General features: G+C 48.3%; 19 protein-coding genes and 1 pseudogene. 17 read left to right on the top strand and 3 right to left on the bottom strand.

Going from position 1 to position 20708, the window contains the following annotated elements:
- Nucleotides 1-552 precede the first annotated feature (552 nt).
- The 5 genes from IEV46_RS16740 (at nt 553) to IEV46_RS16715 (ending at nt 5474) form a co-directional block, all read left to right on the top strand.
- Entirely contained in the window at nt 553-735 is a 183-nt protein-coding gene (locus tag IEV46_RS16740; protein ID WP_188433660.1) for a hypothetical protein, read from the top strand.
- A gap of 259 nt (nt 736-994) precedes the next feature.
- Nucleotides 995-1150, top strand: coding sequence for a DUF4158 domain-containing protein (locus tag IEV46_RS18745; RefSeq protein ID WP_159439650.1), 156 nt, complete (start codon nt 995-997; stop codon nt 1148-1150).
- Between the two features lie 278 nt (nt 1151-1428).
- The gene (locus tag IEV46_RS16730; RefSeq protein WP_444542869.1) at nt 1429-3714 is read left to right on the top strand and encodes a Tn3 family transposase; all 2286 of its coding nucleotides are present in this window, start codon (nt 1429-1431) and stop codon (nt 3712-3714) included.
- Nucleotides 3715-3807: 93 nt separating this feature from the next.
- On the top strand, nt 3808-4431 hold the full coding sequence (locus IEV46_RS16725; protein WP_229736197.1) for a tyrosine-type recombinase/integrase: 624 nt from the start codon (nt 3808-3810) through the stop codon (nt 4429-4431).
- Between the two features lie 839 nt (nt 4432-5270).
- The gene (locus IEV46_RS16715) at nt 5271-5474 is read left to right on the top strand and encodes a hypothetical protein (protein ID WP_188433658.1); all 204 of its coding nucleotides are present in this window, start codon (nt 5271-5273) and stop codon (nt 5472-5474) included.
- 91 nt (nt 5475-5565) lie between these two features.
- Here the strand turns inward: IEV46_RS16715 and IEV46_RS16710 are convergent, their stop codons facing one another.
- Nucleotides 5566-6552, bottom strand: coding sequence for a stage II sporulation protein M (locus IEV46_RS16710; RefSeq protein WP_188433657.1), 987 nt, complete (start codon nt 6550-6552; stop codon nt 5566-5568).
- Nucleotides 6553-6614: 62 nt separating this feature from the next.
- On the opposite strand from IEV46_RS16710, the gene IEV46_RS16705 reads away from it, so the two are divergent.
- The 8 genes from IEV46_RS16705 (at nt 6615) to IEV46_RS16670 (ending at nt 14174) form a co-directional block, all read left to right on the top strand.
- Complete coding sequence (locus IEV46_RS16705) at nt 6615-7388, top strand: RDD family protein (RefSeq protein ID WP_188433656.1); 774 nt, start codon at nt 6615-6617, stop codon at nt 7386-7388.
- A complete protein-coding gene (locus tag IEV46_RS16700) occupies nt 7378-8118 on the top strand; it encodes an SDR family oxidoreductase (protein ID WP_188433655.1) in 741 nt (246 codons plus the stop codon). Before IEV46_RS16705 ends, IEV46_RS16700 begins: the two co-directional genes overlap by 11 nt.
- Before the next feature lie 56 nt (nt 8119-8174).
- Nucleotides 8175-9077, top strand: a complete 903-nt coding sequence (locus IEV46_RS16695) for a Nif3-like dinuclear metal center hexameric protein (RefSeq protein WP_188433654.1) — start codon at nt 8175-8177, stop codon at nt 9075-9077.
- Nucleotides 9078-9286: 209 nt separating this feature from the next.
- On the top strand, nt 9287-10279 hold the full coding sequence (locus tag IEV46_RS16690; RefSeq protein WP_188433653.1) for a zinc-binding dehydrogenase: 993 nt from the start codon (nt 9287-9289) through the stop codon (nt 10277-10279).
- A 256-nt stretch (nt 10280-10535) separates the two neighbouring features.
- On the top strand, nt 10536-11456 hold the full coding sequence (locus IEV46_RS16685) for an NAD-dependent epimerase/dehydratase family protein (RefSeq protein ID WP_188433652.1): 921 nt from the start codon (nt 10536-10538) through the stop codon (nt 11454-11456).
- A gap of 331 nt (nt 11457-11787) precedes the next feature.
- A complete protein-coding gene (gene cdaS, locus IEV46_RS16680; RefSeq protein ID WP_188433651.1) occupies nt 11788-12435 on the top strand; it encodes a sporulation-specific diadenylate cyclase CdaS in 648 nt (215 codons plus the stop codon).
- A gap of 91 nt (nt 12436-12526) precedes the next feature.
- Entirely contained in the window at nt 12527-13075 is a 549-nt protein-coding gene (locus IEV46_RS16675) for a carbonic anhydrase (protein WP_188433650.1), read from the top strand.
- Nucleotides 13076-13604: 529 nt separating this feature from the next.
- A complete protein-coding gene (locus IEV46_RS16670) occupies nt 13605-14174 on the top strand; it encodes a class I SAM-dependent methyltransferase (protein ID WP_188433649.1) in 570 nt (189 codons plus the stop codon).
- A 73-nt stretch (nt 14175-14247) separates the two neighbouring features.
- On the opposite strand, the pseudogene IEV46_RS16665 reads toward IEV46_RS16670, so the two are convergent.
- Nucleotides 14248-14343: pseudogene (locus IEV46_RS16665) on the bottom strand (DsrE/DsrF/DrsH-like family protein); the annotation flags it as partial.
- A 336-nt stretch (nt 14344-14679) separates the two neighbouring features.
- On the opposite strand from IEV46_RS16665, the gene IEV46_RS18740 reads away from it, so the two are divergent.
- Nucleotides 14680-14937: a GNAT family N-acetyltransferase gene (locus tag IEV46_RS18740; protein WP_373284643.1), complete on the top strand. Its 258-nt coding sequence runs from the start codon at nt 14680-14682 to the stop codon at nt 14935-14937.
- A gap of 686 nt (nt 14938-15623) precedes the next feature.
- On the opposite strand, the gene IEV46_RS16655 is transcribed toward IEV46_RS18740, so the two are convergent.
- Nucleotides 15624-16478 (bottom strand): MurR/RpiR family transcriptional regulator, encoded by an 855-nt coding sequence (locus IEV46_RS16655; RefSeq protein WP_188433648.1) that lies wholly within the window; start codon nt 16476-16478, stop codon nt 15624-15626.
- A gap of 143 nt (nt 16479-16621) precedes the next feature.
- On the opposite strand from IEV46_RS16655, the gene gnd reads away from it, so the two are divergent.
- The 3 genes from gnd to gntK are packed head-to-tail and all read left to right on the top strand — an operon-like array spanning nt 16622 to nt 20463.
- Entirely contained in the window at nt 16622-17524 is a 903-nt protein-coding gene (gnd, locus tag IEV46_RS16650) for a phosphogluconate dehydrogenase (NAD(+)-dependent, decarboxylating) (RefSeq protein ID WP_188433647.1), read from the top strand.
- Between the two features lie 40 nt (nt 17525-17564).
- On the top strand, nt 17565-18908 hold the full coding sequence (locus tag IEV46_RS16645; protein ID WP_188433646.1) for a GntT/GntP/DsdX family permease: 1344 nt from the start codon (nt 17565-17567) through the stop codon (nt 18906-18908).
- Between the two features lie 19 nt (nt 18909-18927).
- Entirely contained in the window at nt 18928-20463 is a 1536-nt protein-coding gene (gene gntK / locus IEV46_RS16640) for a gluconokinase (RefSeq protein ID WP_373284640.1), read from the top strand.
- The last annotated feature ends 245 nt before the right edge of the window (nt 20464-20708 follow it).

Here is a 20708-nt window from a genome sequence, read left to right as displayed (position 1 = left end):
TATATTGGTTTTGTCATGCGGATCGATCCGGTGGGGAGATGGTTGCTATTGCAGAACGGAGAGGACAAGGAACTCATCCCCTTCTCCAAGATCATCGGGGCAGAGCAGTTATAAAGAGCGAGCGAGAAAAACCAACCCCTAAGGGCTGGGTTTTCTCGCTCGCTCTTTATAAAGGGCACGCGTCTCCCTCTCCCAATAAAAAACCCCGCCTCGTGGCGGGTGATGCTGCCTATTATTTGTAGTGGTGAATATGCAGACCCTTGGTGTCGATTTGAAGATGGATATCCAGATAAAGGAGGGGCTAAGGTTGTACCATCATGGACAGGGAGTGCACCAGGATCAGTTAAATGGTCATATCCATCATACGATTATCCTTTAACACCACCGCAGCACAATAACGAAATATGTGAAGGTATTACTTGTACACCAAAATAAAAAACGGCTCCTAATATAGTAGCAAAGGCTGCTGACAAAGTATGGAGGTCAGCAGCCTTTTTATGTTGAAATCAATGAAAGAAAAGAAGGAAAACGAATGGCAAAGGATGGATACGGATGTTCCGAACAGAAACCCATCGCCAAGGTAGCTTAGATCACTTAGTATTTTTTTCTACTATCCAATATGAAACTAATCCTAAAAAACTCATAAATGATAGTTTAAGAAAAACAGATAACAATCCTGGACCGCTTCCAGTACAAAACCAACAATCTTGCCTAATTAGCCAATTATATGATTGATAGTTCTGTTTGATGAAAAAAATAATCATTATTAATATTAAAGGGGTAAAAAAGACAAATAAACTCAAACGTTTTAACCAATCTTTCATTAAATTGTTATTATATCGATATGTCCATATATAAACTATTAAACAACTGACGAAAACACAAGTAAGTAATAAAATAAACATTGAATCGCTCCCTTCTTCATCAAGTAAAGTTCCGACGGAAATAGGGACCGGGAAATCACTCGATTTTATACGCTCTCTCCATCGAAATCGTGAATCGTCACAGAGGGACCGCCAATCGCTTAGATTTTGCCGTACAGTTGGGATATTCTCGATTCCCGGGTCGGCCGTTTTTTCCCCGGGAAGAAATCCATTTACCCATCCTAGCTTATATTGGCCGTAACTGGGGATTTCACCGGCTGTTATAGAGGACACCCGCGGTTGGGACATCACTCGGCGTGAACACTTGGCGAAGATCCGGGAGTATTCGGATACCAATCTTTCACAAGAAAGGTTATCAATCGGTCCAAGTCGGTTCAGGTGTCATATTGATTGTTCCTTTCAACAAACCCAAAGTTCCTAATTTTGTTTTGGTAATGGAACTTCGGGTGTTTTTGTTCTTTTTCTTGTTTTATCAACCCATCCCCGTTATACTCAGACCGACGAAAAGTGCCGACTCCAGCTATTCTAGGAACTTTAGAAAGGATTGACACCTAAGTTGAAACAACAATGGACAAAGGAAGAACTTATTGAACACTTTAGTTTATTGCAACCGGAAAGGCAATTGTTTGAAGGTAAGAAATTCGAGACACGGTTGGCATTTGCTGTTTTGTTTAAGTATTTTCAGCATGAGGCCCGGTTTCCTGATTGCGCTGATGATGTTCCTCTCCCAGTCATTGAGTTCTTGGCCAAGCATCTCCGAGTAAGCACTGATCGCTTTGATCAATATGATTGGACCGGTAGAACGATTAAACGGCATCGTGCAGAAATCCGGAAATTCTTTGGTTTTCGTGAACATACAGCAGATGATCTCCAAGCAATTTCCCATTGGCTGACGGACAAAGTATTAAGCTGCAATCACGACATTGCTGTGTTGAAAGAACGTGTTTATGCTGAACTCTGGCAGCGGAAAATCGAACCGCCCGTGGACAATACGGTGGAGACGCTGATCCGATCGGCTCTACATAATCATGAACAGAGATTTTTTGCTCAAACGCTTCAAAGCCTTTCCTCCACCTCGATCTCTCGAATGGACGCGATGATCGACGACTGGGCCGATGCCGAGGATGAGGTGACAGAGGAGCAAGGATCAGAGGAACCGGAACGGATGACTTTCCGAAAAATCAACATGGGTCCCGGCCGCGCCAACAGAAAGAACTTGGAGGACGAAATCAAAAAACTTAAGGAATTGCGCATGCTGGAGTTACCGAACGATCTATTTAAGAATGTTCCTCCAAAAATCTTGAGAAAGTACCGACTGCGTGTGGTCTCAGAGAAATTGGTTGAGATTCGGCGCCATCCTCCAGAGGTACGTTATACGCTACTGTCTACGTTCTTCTGGTCCCGGCATCAGGAGATCACGGACAGCTTAGTTGAAATGCTCATCACCATTATCCTGAACATTAACGGTCAGGCCCAGCGTAGGGTAGACCGTGAAATATTGCAGGAGATCAAGAAGGTCCGCGGGAAGAACAGTATCTTGGTTTCCCTGCTGGAAACGTTGTTGGAAAATCGGAACAACGTGATTGAAGACGCTGTGTTCTCTGTGGTCGAAGAAGAGACATTGCGTGATTTGTTAAGGGAATTGACCCATAACAAAGAGGTGTACCGCGAAAAGGTTTATTACAAAACGCGTAGCTCCTACAGCAATACATACCGCACCGCGATCGGGGAGCTTCTGAACACCCTTGAATTCCGTTCAAACAACTCCAAGTATCAGCCCATTATCGAAGCGCTGGACTTGTATGAAAATCTGCTCTACATCAAGCGAAAGTTTATCCATCCCGAAAACCTGAAGGCGGCCAATATCCAAGTTGTGAATGCCATTTTGAAGGAACGGCTGGCCGAAGTGTGGGGGAAAGCCACTACATCCTGCGCATCGGATTCCAAGAAATTCGGCTCCTGGGATCAAAACCTGATGACCGAATGGCATCCCCGTTACCGCGGGCCTGGTGTCATGATTTATTGGCACGTCGAAAACAAGTCTGCTTGTATTCACTCGCATTTAAAGACCTGCACGTCTTCGGAAGTGGCTGCCATGATTAAAGGGCTGCTCCAGCATGCCACCGAAAAGGAAGTCGATCGGAACTATGTAGACACGCATGGCCAAAGCGAAGTCGGCTTTGCCTTTTGCCACCTGCTTGGCTTTAAGTTGATGCCACGATTCAAAAATATCGGCTCACAAAAGCTGTATAAGCCTGATCACGGCATGACAGATGCGTATCCGAACCTGCAACCGGTACTGGCCAAGAATCCGATCAACTGGGATCTGATCCGTCAGCAATATGACCAAATGGTGAAATACGCTGCGGCCTTGCGATTCAACACCGCTGAGACCGAAGCGATTCTCAAGCGATTCAGCAAAAACCGGACTCATCCCGTTTATAAAGCATTGAGTGAGCTAGGGCGTGTGATCAAGACGATCTTCCTGTGTGAATACCTACAGCACGAGGAAATCCGGCGCGAGATTCACGAGGGCCTCAATGTGGTTGAGAACTGGAACTCGGCCAATAGCTTCATCTTCTTTGGCCGGAACGGAGAAATCCAAAAGAACCAGGTGGATGAACAGGAGATCGCCGTTTTGAGCCTTAACCTGCTTCAAAACTGCATGGTCTATATCAACACCATTAAGATTCAAAAGGTCATCAAGGAGCAAGGATGGCTGAAAAAGTTGACAACTGAAGATTTACGCGCACTCAGTCCACTGATTTACAACCATATCACGCCGTATGGCAAATTTAATGTTGATTTGGATAAGCGACTACCGATATAGGAGGCGATCGCCATTAAACACCGAACTCCGCCAAAAAAGAAGGCCCGGGAGCTGGCCAAATACCTTCGCGAAGAACGGCCGGATTATGATTACTTGAAAGCCGTTTTCCGGCACCTGCGTGCCGAGTTGGAAATTGATGTGCCGAGGGCAAATAAGAAATTGCCTTATGTGCCCACGGAAGACGAGATTAAGCGCTATTATGAAGCCGTCTGGAAGGCAAAGAACTTCCAGGACATGATGATCATAAAGACCCTGCTGTATACGGGTGTCCGCGTAAGCGAACTCATTAACATCAAGCTGAGCGACATTGATTTTCAGCGCTGCCAGATCCGAGTGAACGAGGGTAAAGGGAAGAAGGATCGGATCGTGCCCTTTCCAACCGCCTTCAAGGAACTGTTGGCCATGCATGCCGATAGCACCGAGAAAAAGGGTGCCGTTTATCTATTTGAATCGTCCTGGAAGAAAAAATATACCGACCGCGGCATTCGGAAAATCCTCAAGAAGTATTCCGATCAGGCTGGCATGACCCAATCCATTTCACCTCATAAGTTGCGTCACTTTCTGCTAACATGGCTCAAGAAACAAGGCATTGACGATGCACTCATCCAGCCTTATTCTGGACATGCAAGCCGTAAATCCCTTGAGGTATATTCTAAATTGACCATTACCGATGCTCAGGATGAATACGAGCGTGTCATCCCTGAGTTCCCTGTATAAACACGAAATGACTTGAGATCCAAGTGGATCTCAAGTCATTTCCCATTTAATGGGGCAACGGCCCCGAAATCGGCCGATACTCCCTCTCCCCCTACGATGAATCCTCTCTGATTCTGTTTTAACATCCTTGATTGAAGACATACTACAGGCAACCTTTTTTCAATGGAGATCTCACCATGGCACGAGTGGTCATCAAAGATGCAAAAGGCCCCTACATATTGCAGGAAGGGAACAAGAAAAAATCTGCATGTGCGGATTATCCGACAACCAGCCGTTCTGCAACGGCAATCATGCGAAAACAAAGGATGAAGAGGAAGAACACCTTGAATTGTAAGAGATTGACATAAATATACCAAACCAGTTTGCATCACAAACACACACATAAATAGAGATCCCGCCAACAATATATAAAAAGTGTACCCTAAGCGGAAAATGGGAGGAGAATTTCCGCTGCTCTCTTCTCTAAGGGCCCAGGAGAGGACGGCGGCCGGATCACTTCCATGGATCTTGGGCATCGCTTGAGCAAAGGTATGCGCACTGACCGGACCAAAAAGGGAAAATTGTACGCTAAGACATATCTCCGTAACAAAAAACCCGGCTTCCTGTACGCTAAGGGGCCGGTTTTTTTGAGGGGGGGTGTAGGCATCGGAAAAACTTCGCCTATGCCCCTGATTGCATTTTTCAAGAGCTTGTTTGAATACCACGGGTACCCCCGTTGCACCTACGTCCCTGAAATCGTCCGGCATAATTGGGATGATTTAAAATAATTCCCAATTGGAAAGTCGGTTGTCACCCTTTGCTATCCTTTTTTAAGGAGGACTGGGATCATCGGCCCGGTCATGTCTGTAACCGGGAGGAAACAGATTGGATCTGATCCGGGACTTCGGGAACGGCAACTGTGGGATGCCGACACCGGGTTGGCCAGAACCTTTCAGGATAGGGAACTGTTTTACCTGGAGTTGAAAAAAGACAAACACCTGCAGGCAGAAGAGAGACGGAAACAAAAACGAAGCCGTAAAGCATACCGAAAGCACCATCATTGATGTAGCTGTCACAAAGAAAAACAACCGGTATCATAAAGGCCGGTTGTTTTTCTTTTACGTCGGTTTTTCAGGTACAATTGAAAGGAACGGGTCAGTCGATGGCCGAAGCTTGCAGTTGCTGTCGGCGGAGAAGCCAAGCGGGACGGCTAAAGTAAATGAACAGGAACAGCAAGGTGGCGAGAGCCACCAGGTACTTACTCCAATGAGGCCATGGAGCAGGAGTGATAAATCCTTCAATCATGGCTGCCACGATGAACATCGGGACTACCCCCAGGATCAGTTGGACGGTCACTTTTCCTTCACGCTTGAAGGCTTCCATGCGAGTCAGTTCCCCTGGGACCCAGAAGGCATAAGCGAGGGACAATCCCGCAGCACCGGAGATGAAAATGGCGGTCAGCTCAATCACTCCATGGGGCCAGATGAACGCCCAAAAAAGGTAGGCTTCCCCGGCCCGGTGGAAGAGTGCCGCGATGGCTCCCACCAGAAGCCCATTTGAAAACAACACCCACAGGGTCCCGACACCCAAAAGTGCTCCCAGTGCAAAGCAAAGAAAAGCCACCCGGATGTTGTTCACCATGATTGTACTGGAAACAACGGCATGGTCCCACTGTTCCCTGGTCTGGAGGGCCTGGGGGTCCATCTCCACTCCCGGCGGGAGAAAAGCTGTTGCATAGCCGGGATTGACCCAGGTAAAGCCAAAGGCGAGTCCGGCTCCGGCAGCAAACAGAAGAAGAGCGACCAGGAAAAAGGGAATCCGCTCATGAAACAATGCCGGAAAGTGATGGGTGAAAAAGCGAAGTCCCTCCTTTAAATTTCCCTTCCCGTGGGTGGCATATATCATTTCATGAGCTTGTGCTACCAACCCGTTCAGATAGGCTGTGACGGTGTGATCGGGGAAATAGGTCTGAGCATAAGCAAGATGAGCGGCCACTCGACGGTATGTATGTCCCAGTTCGTTCAGCTCTTTGTGACGGGCCTGCCGGCTCCGGAATATTCGGATCAGTTCCTCCAATCTGTCCCAGTCCGGTTGATGTTTGCGGATAAAATGGGTCAGACGGTAAGCGGATTGGCTGGACATCAGGCGGGAATCACCTCCATGAATGATTGTATCATGAAGTTTGCAGGAAAGGAGAGAGGTCAATGGAAAATCGGATCGCCATCACCACCCCTGAGTATGTGAAACTGGAGTTTGAGACAGCGGGACTTGGGAGTCGGACACTCTCCCTGCTGATCGATTGGATGATCCTCGGGGTTGTTCAATTCATCCTTATTTTTTTTGGCATCTTGTTTTTTGCCGCTTCGGCCACTCTGGGGAATCCCTTTTGGACCTCGGTCACGATAGGAGTTTTTCTCGTTCTGCTCTTTTTCATCCCCTTGTGCTATTATGTTCTTACCGAATATTTCATGAATGGACAAACAATAGGGAAACGGGCAGTGGGTCTCCGTGTGGTGACGGATCGCGGAACGGCCCCGGGGTTCCTGGCTATTTTTCTGCGAAATCTGCTACGGGTGGTGGATGGTTTGCCGTTTTTCTACTTGGCGGGTGGAATAAGTGTCTTTTTCAACCGACGGGAAAAGCGACTGGGGGATTTGGCTGCGGGGACCATGGTCGTTCAAAAGGAAAAACGGGAGGTTCCTCATGTCCATCCACTGTTTTCGCACCGGGAACCGATCCTGACCTCATCGGAGTTGTCAGGGATATCGGAGCGAAAATGGGAACTTCTCGGCCGTTTCCTGACCCGGCGGGAGGAGATGTTCCCCGCAGCGAGGCAGGAATTGGCGCAAAGGCTGGCCCGCTCCCTGTTGCCTCTTGAAAAAGTGGGTGGAGGCCAAGAGGAATTTTATCTGGAAGCGGCCTATTTCCAGTTGCGCAATCGTCAAAGAGTGGGGGAGAGTGGTTTTCTTGAAAGGTGATATTGCCTTGATCACCGGAGCCGATTCCCGGCGAGGGATCGGGGCGGCCATCTGTCGTTTTCTGGCCCGGGAGGGAAATCACATCTGGTTTACCTGTCTTCCAGGAAAGGAAGAAAAGGAAGCTGAAAGACTGATGGAGGAATTACGCACATCCGATGTGCAAGCTCGGTATTCACCCATCGATTTTCTTGACGCCGAAGCACCGATTCAACTCTGGGAGGAGGTGGCGACAGAGTGGGATCTTCCCCGGATTCTGGTCAACAACGCTGCTCATTCGGAGCGGGAACTCACCTTTGAGGAATTGGATGCGGATGGTCTGGATGCTCACTATGCGGTGAACCTCCGGGCCTCCCTCCTGTTGAGTGTCCAATTTGCCCGGCGCTGTATGTCGGGGAGCGATGGGCGAATCATCAGTATGACTTCCGGTCAATCCCTGAGTGCAATGCCCGGAGAGTTGGCTTATGTTGCCACCAAGGGAGGGATTGAGGCCTTCACCCGCACTTTGGCGGCGGAGGTGGCCCCCAAGGGGATCACGGTTAACGCAGTTAATCCAGGACCGACCGATACCGGCTGGATGACAGAGGAAATTCGTTGGGAACTTCTCCCGCACTTTCCGATGGGACGGGTCGGCTTTCCGGAAGACGCGGCCCGCCTGGTCGCCTTTCTGGCGAGAAAAGAAGCAGGATGGATCACGGGACAGGTGATCCATTCAGAGGGTGGCTTTCACTGATAGCCAGAACCAGTAATGTTTAAAATCGGACATATCGTGTTCCTGGAGGGAAGCGAATGGTTCTGTTAGAACGATTGGAACAGGATTTGTCGAAATTTTTTCGTCTGAACGACTTTGGGCCCGATCCGGCCTTTTCCCGGTTTATTCCCGCGGTTTATGAGAAAACCGATTTGGATTGGAAACGGGAGTTTGAACCGGAATTCACGGAGCGTTTCAATGGACTGATGATCCGTGGAGGGGTTGAAGTTGGCAAGATCTTTCTTGCGGTTTTTCCCACCGAACCGATACTGGAACGATTTTTGGAGGAGGGAAAGAGGGGAGACCTGTTGTTTATGCATCACCCCATCACGATGGAATGCGGTGATCCCCGGGGCGATTGGGGGAGAGGGTTTATCCCGATCCCCACTCCTTTGATTCGGTCGATCCGGGAGAAGGGGCTTTCCATCTACACCTGTCATCATCCCTTGGATGTTCATCGGGAAGTGGGCACAAGCCTCGCCATTGTGGAAGCTCTGGGGGGAAACGTGATCGATTCATTTTTCAATGAATGCGGATTGATTTGTGAGTTGGATGAAACCGATACCGACTCACTGATCCAACAAGCGGAGGAGATCTTTGATATACCGTACGTCGATTTTGAGGGTCAAAAACGGGAAAACATCCGACGGATTGCCGTCGTTGCCGGTTGTGGGGACAAGATTTCCGCTATGAAGGAAGCGGAGAAAAAAGGAGCCCAAGCCTATCTTTCAGGGGAGATTCATTGCCACATAGACAATGAATACGGACGCACCCGATACCGGGAGATGATGGCTTATATCAGGGAGACTTCCATGTCCCTCATCGGTGTTTCCCATGCTGCATCTGAATATCTGGTGAAGAAAACCCGGATCAAGGGATGGCTCGAACATCGTTATGGACTGGAATGTGTCTTGGTTCCGCAGGTGAAATGGTGGATGTGAGTATTTCTCTGCTGAATTTTCAGATGGCAGGTGGTCTGTTATGATAATCATGGATTCCCTGTATCATCCGGCAACAGACGACCACAAATCCAGAGGGAACGCCTATGACATCCGGATCCCCATTCAGGGATGAAATGTGATGCTGTATCTTGATCCGGTAGAGTTTGGCAAGGGGAATGGGGATGGTGAAGATGAAGGAGGTATGTTTCATGAAAGCTGTAGTCCATCATGCACCCCCGGGGTTTGATGGGTTGAAAGTGACGGAGATGAAGGAAGCGGCTCCCGGAAGGGGGGAAGTGAAGATTCGCCTGAAAACCGCCGGTCTCAATCATCGGGATCTCCGGGTTCTGAACCGACCCCGTGACACTGATGATCCGGTGATTCTCGGTTCCGACGGGGCAGGGATCGTGGAAACGGTCGGAGACGGGGTATCGGGGATTAAAGAGGGAGACGAAGTGGTGATCAATCCCAGCCTCAACTGGCCTCATCAAAGCCCAGCTCCCCCTGAAGAATTTGACATCCTGGGAGTGCCGACCCGGGGCACCTTCGCCCACAGCATTGTCATTCCCGCCGGCAATGTGGAGCCCAAACCGGAGCATCTCACTTGGGAGGAAGCGGGAGTCCTTCCCTTGGCGGCTCTGACCGGATACCGGGCTCTGTTCAGCCGTGGAGGCTTGAAGGCTGGGGAGCATGTGCTGATTGTCGGGATCGGCAGCGGGGTATCCACCTTTATGCTGAGTATGGCCAAAGCGGCGGGTGCACGGGTGACCGTCACTTCCCGCAGCGAAGAAAAACGGAGCCGGGCCCTGGAGTTGGGGGCGGACACCGCCATCGACAGCGACGGAGACTGGCAGGAACAGATGAAGGGGGAGAAAGTCCATCTGGTGATCGACAGTGTGGGCCCGGCCACCTTTGAGAAATCCCTGGGCCGACTCCTGCCCGGCGGCCGTCTGGTCACATTCGGTGAGACCAGCGGTCCCCATGTGGAGATTCCCTTGCGTCCCTTTTTCTTCGGTCAATTTACCCTGATGGGATCCACGATGGGGAGCTCGGAAGAGTTTCGACAGATGCTCAACTTGGTCTCCACTCACAAAATCCGCCCCGTCCTGGACCGGACTTACCCCCTATCGGAAGCCCCGGCTGCTTTTCTCCGGATGAAGGCGGGAAAGCAATTCGGGAAGATCGGGTTTCAGATCTCGTAAGAGAGGGCCTGCCTTGAATCGGCAGGCTCTTTTTCGTTTTCACTAGCACGAAATGGAGCTTATGCACACCTGTATTCCCAACAGTTTGAATTAGTATAGGTTCGGCCATACTCGTCCCTCTGTGAAGGGGCGGGTATAGGTCCTTTTTATTGCAACGAATGATTCGTCCTCCATCAGTGGTTGATGATTGACCGTAACTTCACTGTAATGTTAATGTAATATTAACGTAATAATTAAGTCGAAGGAGGAGATCATTTTGAAAATATTAGTCACCGGCGGTGCGGGTTTTATCGGTTCTCATATCGTGGATACATACATCAGAGACGGTCACGAGGTGATTGTGGTAGATCATCTAGGTTCGGGACAACGGGAGAACCTCAATGATCAAGCTATCTTTTATGAACTGGATATTCTGTCGGAGGAGTTTGAAGATGTGGTGGAGAAGGAGCGGCCGGATCTCATCAACCACCATGCGGCGCAAAAGTCTGTACCCGATTCAGTGAAGAGTCCCCGGTATGATGCAAAGATCAATATCCTGGGGTTGCTCAATGTATTGGAAGTATCTGTTAAATCCGGAGTGAAGAAAATCATCTATGCATCATCGGGGGCCCTGGCCGGTGATCGGATTCCCGCCCGGGAGGATGAGGAGCCCCGGCTCATTTCACCTTATGCCATTTCCAAATATACCGGGGAAAAATATCTCCAATTTTATTCCCTCCATTATGGGTTAAAGTTTGTTGCGTTGCGCTATGCCAATGTCTACGGTACCCGCCAGGTTGCTGACGGAGAATGCGGTGTGATTCCGATTTTTTTCAATAACTTTTTGACCCATCAACCTTCAGTTTTGAGGGCTTATCCGGATCAACCGAAGGGAACCACCCGGGACTATGTTCACGTTCGGGATGTTGCCGAGGCCAACCGGCTGGCATTGGAGCATGGTGAAAATGAAATTCTTCACATCTCCTCAGGGACGGAAATCCATATTGCAGAGGTATATCAGTTGATGAAAGAAGTTTTGGGGCATGATCTGCCCCTGATCCGAAAGGGGCCACGTGCCGGGGACTTAAAACGGAGTTGTCTGGATCCCAGCCGAGCAAAGGAAGTTCTGGGATGGGAGCCCCGAATTTCACTTCGGGAGGGGATCGAGGAGCTTCGTTCCCATATCATGCATGTATAACAAGGAGCCCATCGGGGCTCTTTTTATATGGTCTTATCTTTCCCATTTTTCACGATAATCGCCCCGAAGGGTCTGCCTTTTTCACGTCTGGTGTTTTCGTAGGCCAGTTCAATAGCGGTTTGCATCCAATGGTTATGATCCATCTTCCCATTCACTCCCTGCTTTGATCGTCACCCCAACCATATCATAAGTGGCTGATTTCAAGATGAAATTATTTCTGTGGAGAGATGGGAGGAAGCCAATTCAGATTCCTTTTTATATGAGAGCGGGAATGGAGGGAGAGAAGTGGGTCAAGCTATACAATGAAATTTCAGCGAAAGGATGAACCCGGATGAATAAGGACCTGCTGCAAACCCAGTGTGATTTCTCTCCCATGAAATCAGCTGTGAAAGCGAACTTGACAGAACTTTCCGAGGAAATCCATCGCATCGTGGACGCTTTGGATCATGAGGAGGAGTATTGTCTGCTTCGGGAGATCACAAATATGCGAGAGACCTTTGCACAGATCGAGTCCTTGGCAGCATCTTTTTATCTGGAATGCTATCTTTCTCCTTACACCAATAAATACCAGGATTTGAGCGACAGTGTGCAAAATCTGTCCCGAAAGCAACATGGAGCCCTGATCGTGGTCCGACGGGAGACCCCGCTGGACCTTTGGATTCAGTCGGGGCTCCCGGTGGGAGCCGAGCTCACCGGGTCGCTATTGGAATCGATCTTTTATCCGGGAGGACCACTGCATGACGGTGCAGTCATCATTGAGGAGAACACGATTGTCTCTGCGTCCAATGTACTTCCTCTTTCCAAACGACAAACGGAAGGGCGAAAACTGGGAACCCGCCATCGGGCAGCCTTGGGTCTGTCGGAAAGAACTGATGCTTTGATCATCGTTGTATCCGAAGAAACGGGGCATGCCTCATTTGCCTTCAAAGGGAATCTGTATCCATTGAATGTAGGGGAGATTTCGGAAGGGGAAATCTAAAAAAGGTCGATGACCCGTTTCATTTGGATATTGACGAATGAAGGTTGAAATTGAATAATAAGTACCGAGCCGCAATGGGAGGAGTCTAGCCATGACAGTGAAATTGATCCGTGGAAATCAAGAGTTTGTCCACCGAATGCTCCAGGAAGATCCCAATTACTTCAGTCGTCTGAGGCAGGGTCAGAATCCGGAAATCTTCCTGCTGGCTTGTTGCGATTCCCGGGTAAGCCCCTCCATCATCACAGGAATGCCACCTGGAAATATGTTTGTTCATCGGAATATTGCGAATCAAGCGTTGGAGACGGATCCCGCCTTTACCGCCAGTCTTCATTTCGCCTTGAAGAATCTGAAAGTAAAGCAGATCATTGTGAAAGGTCACACCGGATGCGGCGGGGTCGCCGCTGCCCGGGAAGAGAAGGTGGATCCAGAGATGGAGGGCTGGATCCGGGAAATCCGCAAAAGCCTTCCTGATCCCAAGGAACAACCGGATCTTCCCCCGGATGAACTCTCCAGACTTAATGTGCTGCACCAAGTGCAACGCCTGAAACATCACCCGGTGTACCGGAAACACGGACAGGGTGTAAAAGTCGACGGTATCTTGTTTCACTTGGAGTCCGGCCGGCTGGAACTGCTTATTTAAATGTTCTTGGGGATCCTTCTCATCGGGTGAGGATCCACGATTTTTCTGGTGAGAGACAACACCCCCAATCCTACAATTCCATATTGAATTTTTACTGTTCCAGCTTCGAGTGAATCAAATTTTGGAATCTCGGAATTATAAATCTCATTTAATAGATTCATTCACTAAAAACAGGGCTTCAAAACAGGCTTTACAGCGCTTCGAACGAAAGTCTGATAGTTAATTCAAGTGTTTTTTTGTTTTTCTTTTCATCTCAAAGGCTAAGTTATTTATACTGAGAAAAAAAAGGGCGTAAAAGACTGATTTCACCCTCTATTATCCTTCTTTTGGTAAATAATTACCAATGTTGCTTTTTTCTTTTGAAAACTACGATCTTCCCGGGAATTGTTCTCTCGCTGATCGGACGCCTCCATAAGGGTATATGGTCCTACCTTTTCAATGTTTTTATTGTGTAGAGCTGGATTAAACTTATACACTAAGGGGTATATGTATAGTATGCAGGGATCCAAACACATGGAGGGATCATTGTATGAACGATAGAAAATTTGACCCAAATAAATCCGACCGGCTCGATTCAGCTGAACGCAAACGCCAATTACCCCCCGAGGCGGTATTAAAAGAATTGCCGATTAAAAAGTCGGACAAAGTGTTAGACCTTGGCGCAGGAACGGGTTATTTCACGTTTCCGATTGCACAGTTAACCGATGAAACCGTATATGCGCTGGACATTGAACCGAAGATGCTGGATATTTTGGCCACACGAACTGAAGAACACAAAGCCAAAAATGTAAAGATCCTAAAGGGAGATATCCAACAGATTCCGTTGCCATCGCAAGAAGTGGACCATATCTTGGCTTCATTGGTTCTGCATGAAGTGGAGTTAATAAAAACACTGAAAGAAATTCAACGTGTCCTAAAACCGAATGGAACCTGTTTGTGTCTTGAATGGGAGCGAAAGCAAAGTAACGAAGGGCCTCCTCTTCATCACCGGGTGAAATCAACTGATATGGAGCAATCGATGGAATCGGTCGGACTGATACCGGTTCAGATCAGTTCACCCACAGAAGATCATTATCTAATTTTGGCCAAAAAGCGATGAAATACAATCAGCCAAATAGGCGCCGTAGTCAATGCCATCGCGATTCCCCACATCATCGACATCGTGAAGACGACGAAACAGCCCATATAAAGGTGAAAAACTTGGTTACCTTTCCGCCCATGGCTGCGGCGCCATTGGCAATAATGAAACTGGCGATCGCTTTGTCCAATCACCGCAAAAAACAACCAATGCAAAGCATCTTGATAATCACAGGGACTGTCAATCGTGTGAATGAGGTTGACTATATACCCACCGGGGTATATAATGTGAGTTGTAACCGGCAATACAGCAGAATTTTCAGGGAAAATTAACAGTGGTGGACGTAGCATACGACGACTGAGGAAGGAATGCGATTATTGGGTTCCTGGGGTCATAGGAGTGGCCACCTATACCGCCATGCGCACTTATGTAGAAAAAATGCGTGGGTGGGACGAGGAAATTGAACGGAAGGATATGAAACGAAAATTTAACCCAGGTAATGATCAAATTATAATAAGGGGGAGGAATATTTGGTGTAGAGGAGAGATCAGATATCTATTTCCTGCAACATATCGAACTTCTTCCTCAATTCCAGGGAAAAGGGATTGGCAGTAAATTGATTTGTAGGCTTATAAATAAAGCCCGAAAGAAAAATGTACCTGTTAGCTTAACTGTCCTTAAACAGAATCCTGCTATTCGTCTGTACAAACGACTTGGATTTTCATTCACAGGGGAAACAGAGATCAAGTACGAGATGACCGTGTGGCCAGACCCGGCTCCTTAGCATACAGAGTTTTTGCCGTTGATCCGCCATAGCGCATCAAATTTCCGTTTAATAGGATTTATGACAAAAAGAAGGGCCTCAAAAACAGGCCTTACAGAGCTTTGGAAGAAGTTCAGATAGTAAGGCTATTCAACTCAGCTTTTTATTCCTCTTTTCATCTCAAAATTCCAGTTAACTATTTATATCGAGAAAACAGGAGCCTAAAAACTTCTGATTCCATCCTCTGTCCCCTGAATTTGATTAATAACGTTACAAAAGAATGATTTTGTAACGTTATAGGGCGATTTTTGCTCCAATAGGGGGGCTTCCGGGGATATGCGTTGTTTACCCTCGGATATTGAACCGTATGCCGCGTCAGCGACGTGTCTTGGTTACAGATCAAGGATGCTCTTGTCGGTTCCAAAGTCGGATGGTTGCACGTTGGCTATAATGAATCTTGAAAAAATCCCATTTCCTCATCTCCCTCATATATTCAGGTTCCATACTTTCCAAAGTATTGCTCGTCATTTAGTGTCGCGTCAACAGTATTTTCAAATCCAACAATATATTAGAAATCAAGCGCGCCACCTCAGAAGATCCGCTCACGGCTCCAAAGAATGCTGGTTGATCGCCGGTTTTTTTCACAGAAAACAGATTCAGAAAAAATCAAGTCGGCGTCTGATGATCAGACGTCGACTTGTCCCACTTCATAAGCGCTTGTTTGAAATCGCTTTTCTCATGTTCCGCAATGCCCGCTGTCCTTCTTCCTTCCTCCGGATCATCAGGTTTACATAAATCGCATCAATCAATGTCAATTGAGCAATCCGGGATGACAATGCTTCCGCTCGGTAGTCCGTCTCTTCAGAGAGAGTAAACAATGGAATATCGACTCCTTGACTGAGAGGAGACTTGGCAAAATTGGTGACTCCAATGGTGACAGCACCCGCCTCCTTGGCAGTCTGTAAAATTTGCAGAATATCTTTCGTCGTTCCGGAATGAGAAATGAGAAAAGCACAATCTTGATCACTCAATTGGGAAGCGGACATCAGCTGGAGATGGGTGTCTCCCGCCGCATAAACCTGCAATCCTGAACGGAGCAGCTTGTGATACGCATCCAAAGCGACAATACCCGACCCTCCACTGCCGAAGAATTCAATTTTATTTGCTGTCAACATGGCATCCACAGCCTTTTGCAAGTTCCCGTGATCCACCATGTGAAGGGTGTCTTCTATCGTCTTTATATTGGATCGGAATACCTTTTCCGTAACGACTTCCGGGGGATCATGTTCCAGGATTTTTTCATGAATGTTTTTTATGGGCGTGACCACTTCCGAAGCAAGGGCAATTTTCATCGCTTGATAGCCTTTGAAACCGATCCGCTTACAAAATCGAAATATGGTGGATTCCGCAACACCCAGCCGATCGGCCAATTGACTGATCGTGCTGTGGATCAGTTCCTGAGGAGAATCCAAGACAAAATCGGCCACTTTCTTTTCTGTTTCACTCAGATAAGCATAATGGGCACGAACACTGGTTAAGCCATGTCCTTTCTCCTGATTCATCCCCGCCTCTCTCCTCCATCTTTAACTTATTCAGCTTCTAATTGTACAACAAAAAATATTTTCTTATCCAGAGAGTTGATTGGGAAATTTTTTTCACTATAATGGAGGTAAGCTGAAAAAAAGTTCGAGAAAGTGGTGGTGTCATGCAAGTCGGCATAGTCGGATTAGGAAAAATGGGTTATCAACTCTCTTTAAATCTGCTCGATCATGGCTACAAATTGGTTGCTCACGATGTCGACAAAAAATTGGTAAAAAAAATTTCCGCCCAGGGTGCACAAGGAGCGGAGACGTTACAGGAATTGATGGATCGGTTGCTCCCTCCTCGAGTCATCTGGTTGATGGTTCCCGCCGGAGAAATTACGGAAAAAGTACTTCAATCCTTACTCCCCTCGCTAGACCCGGGAGATATTGTCATCGATGGCGGGAACGCGCATTACAAAGACACTCTACGCCGTAATCGACTCTTTGCGGAAAAAGGGATTTTCTACTTGGATTGTGGTACGAGTGGTGGTGTGGAAGGCGCACGAAACGGAGTTTGTGCGATGATCGGCGGAGATACCCAAGCCTTTTTGAGAGTGGAAAAGATCTTCCGTGACATATCCGTTGAAAACGGTTACTTGTACACGGGAGAGTCCGGGAGCGGACATTTCCTGAAAATGATCCATAACGGGATTGAGTATGGGATGATGCAGGCGATTGCGGAAGGATTCGATCTTTTGGAGAAAGGCCCCTACGAATACAACTATGAACAAGTCGCTTCTGTATGGAACCATGGGTCTGTGATTCGTTCCTGGCTGATGGAATTGATGGTATCGGCTTTCTCCAAAGACCAAAAATTAGCCGGAATTAAAGGGATCATGCATTCCTCCGGTGAAGGCAAGTGGACGGTGGAAACAGCGCTGGATCTGGAGACAGCGGCTCCCGTGATCGCCATGTCCCTCATGATGCGCTATCGATCCCTTGAACAGGACACCTTTTCCGGTAAAGTGGTGGCCGCCTTGCGAAATGAATTTGGGGGGCATGAAGTGGAAAAATCAGATTCGTGATTCAATTGATACAAATGGCTACTTCCGGAGGGATGGAAATATGTCTGGATCCACCTTGATTATCATCGCGATGGCAAGCATTTTTGTGTTGTTGTTCCTGGTGATCCGTGTCAAGCTACACGCCTTTGTGTCATTACTCCTCGTCAGCCTGTTGGTCGGGGTTGCAGCAGGAATGCCTTTCGGGGATGTATTGAAGTCGATTGAAAGCGGTATGGGAGGTACGCTGGGCTTTGTCGCTGTGGTGGTCGGATTGGGTGCGATGTTTGGGCGTATGCTTGAAGTATCCGGCGGTGCAGAACGACTGGCCCAAACCATGATCCAAAAATTTGGTGAGGATCGGGCGCAATGGGCACTCGGGATTACCGGATTTATCGTGGCCATTCCTGTATTCTTTGATGTCGGTTTTATTATCTTGGTTCCGATCGTTTACGGTCTGGCCAAAAAAACGAGCAAATCCCTTCTTTATTACGGAATTCCGCTGTTAGCCGGGCTGGCGGTGACTCACAGTTTTATACCGCCAACCCCCGGACCCATTGCTGTCGCGGAATTGATCGGTGCCGAATTAGGCTGGGTCATCCTGTTTGGAGCGATTGCCGGGATTCCGGCGATGATTTTGGCAGGTCCCCTGTTTGGGAAATATATAGCGAAGAAAATCGATGCCGCAGTTCCTGAATATATGAAAGTTGAAGAAAAGAAATACGATCACGTCCTGCCGAGCTTTGGACTCATCACTACTTTAATCCTTATTCCACTTATCTTGATTCTTTTGAATACGGTTTCAGGTGTGATTCTCCCTGAAAAAAGCAGTCTAAGAGCATTCTTCACCTTTTTGGGCCACCCCTTCGTCGCGTTGACGATCGCCACGTTGCTGACGTTCATTTTTCTTGGTACTCGACGCGGTTATACTCGACAGGAAGTGCAGGAGATTGCAACCAAGGCGTTGGAACCCGCGGGAATCATTATTTTGGTCACAGGTGCGGGTGGCATCTTCAAGCAAGTGTTGATTGATTCGGGAGTGGGAGATGTTTTGGGGAAAATGATGGCTGATTCCAGTCTTCCGCCGATCGTGTTGGCCTTCTTGATTGCCACTGTGGTCCGGGTTGCACAAGGTTCGGCCACCGTTGCCATGGTTACAGCCGCTGGCTTGCTCTCCCCCTTGATTACCACACTGGAACTGGAAGGGCCGGTACTTGGACTGATCGTGATTGCCATTGCGGCGGGAGCCACTGTCTTCTCCCATGTTAATGATTCAGGGTTCTGGCTCGTTAATCGATATTTTGGCCTGGATGAGAAAGATACGCTGAAATCCTGGACTGTGATGGAGACGATTATCGGGTTTGTCGGATTTGCTGTCGTCTTTCTGCTCGGTTTGGCGATCACGTGAAAACAGAGGGATATCTCAGATGAAATACATGATGGGCATCGATATAGGAACAACCAGTACAAAAGCGGTTCTCTTCTCAAAAAAAGGGGAGTTGATCAGGCGGGTTGCCATTGAATATCCGCTTCTCACCCCGACGCCTGCCACAGCTGAACAAGATCCCGATGAGATATTTCACGCTGTGGTTCACGCAATCAAAAGGTGCTTGGCCGAAAGCGGAGTAACTGAAGTTGATTTCGTCTCCTTCAGTTCGGCAATGCACAGCCTGATCCTGGTGGATGCGGAAGGAAAGCCACTGACACCTTCGATCACTTGGGCGGATCAACGAAGTGCCCGCTGGGCCGATCGAATCAAGGATGAATGGCAGGGACATGATCTTTATCTGCGAACAGGCACCCCCATTCACGCCATGTCCCCGCTCGCCAAATTGGTGTGGCTGAAAAATGAACATCCCGCTTTGTTCGGTAAGGCGGCAAAGTTCATCTCCATCAAAGAGTATATATTCCACCGCTTATTTGGGGAATATGTAATCGATTATTCCATCGCATCAGCCACGGGTTTATTCCATCTGAAAAGTTTGGATTGGGATGAGGAAGCGCTTCGGCTCGCAGGTGTGACCAGGGACCAACTTTCCAAACCGGTTGCAACCACCGCCACCTTCAAAGGTCTGACGCCCAAGTATGCTGAAGTGATGAGACTTCCCACGGATACACCTTTTGTGATCGGAGCCAGTGATGGAGTTCTGTCCAACTTGGGGGTGAACGCCATTGACTCCGGTGTGGTGGCTATGACGATTGGGACCAGTGGCGCCGTACGGGTGGTCACCGATCGGCCGGTTACCGATCCGAAAGGAAGAATTTTTTGTTATGCGTTAACCGATCAACACTGGGTGATCGGCGGGCCGGTGAATAACGGCGGCATGATCTTCCGTTGGGTACGGGATGAATTGGCATCGACCGAGGCGGAAGTAGCCAAGCGACTCGGAAAAGATCCCTATGATCTGTTGACGGAAATGGCATCCGAAGTACCTGCAGGTTCAGAAGGTCTGATCTTCCACCCTTATATGTCAGGTGAGCGTGCCCCCCTGTGGAATGCGCATGCACGAGGCTCCTTTTTCGGGTTGGCGATGCACCATAAAAAAGAGCATATGATCCGGGCGGTCTTGGAAGGAATCACCATGAACCTGTACACTGTCCTGCTCGCTCTGACCGAGCTGACCGGAGAACCCAAACGGATCCAGGCAACAGGTGGTTTCGCCCGATCAAAGTTATGGAGACAGATGCTGGCAGATATTTTCAATAAAGAAGTGGTGATTCCGGAAAGCTTTGAAAGCTCATGTCTGGGGGCAGTGGTTCTCGGATTGTACGGAAACGGCCAGATCGATTCACTCTCCGCAGTCAAGAAAATGGTGGGAGCGGTCTACTCCCATCGGCCGGATCCCCAGGCAACAGCGGTTTATGAGCAGATCATGCCGATATTTATAAGAGTTTCCAGGTTGTTGGAAGAAGAATACCCATCCATTTCAGCCTTGCAACAATCACTTGCAGACACTGGTTGAATCCAGTGTCATTCTTTGTAGTATTCACCCTCATGGTCCCATTTGTAGGTCGGGACGGATGTCTCATTGATCTAGTGCCCTGTCCAGGATTATAATTCTTCAAAAGGGGAATAACCTTCTGTGAAAACCGATGTTTTTGTGGGAGGGATCGGTATGGCCATCTATGTACGAAAATTGAATGAAAAAGAAGGAAATGAACTCCTCCGGGTCAGTCGAAGAGGAACCCACCCGGTATGCGTGCGTCG

The sequence above is a fragment of the Kroppenstedtia guangzhouensis genome, assembly GCF_014637345.1.
GTDB classification, from domain to species: domain Bacteria; phylum Bacillota; class Bacilli; order Thermoactinomycetales; family DSM-45169; genus Kroppenstedtia; species Kroppenstedtia guangzhouensis.
The sequence above is the reverse complement of the archived record's forward strand: the minus strand, read 5'-3'. Positions and strand labels throughout refer to the sequence as shown.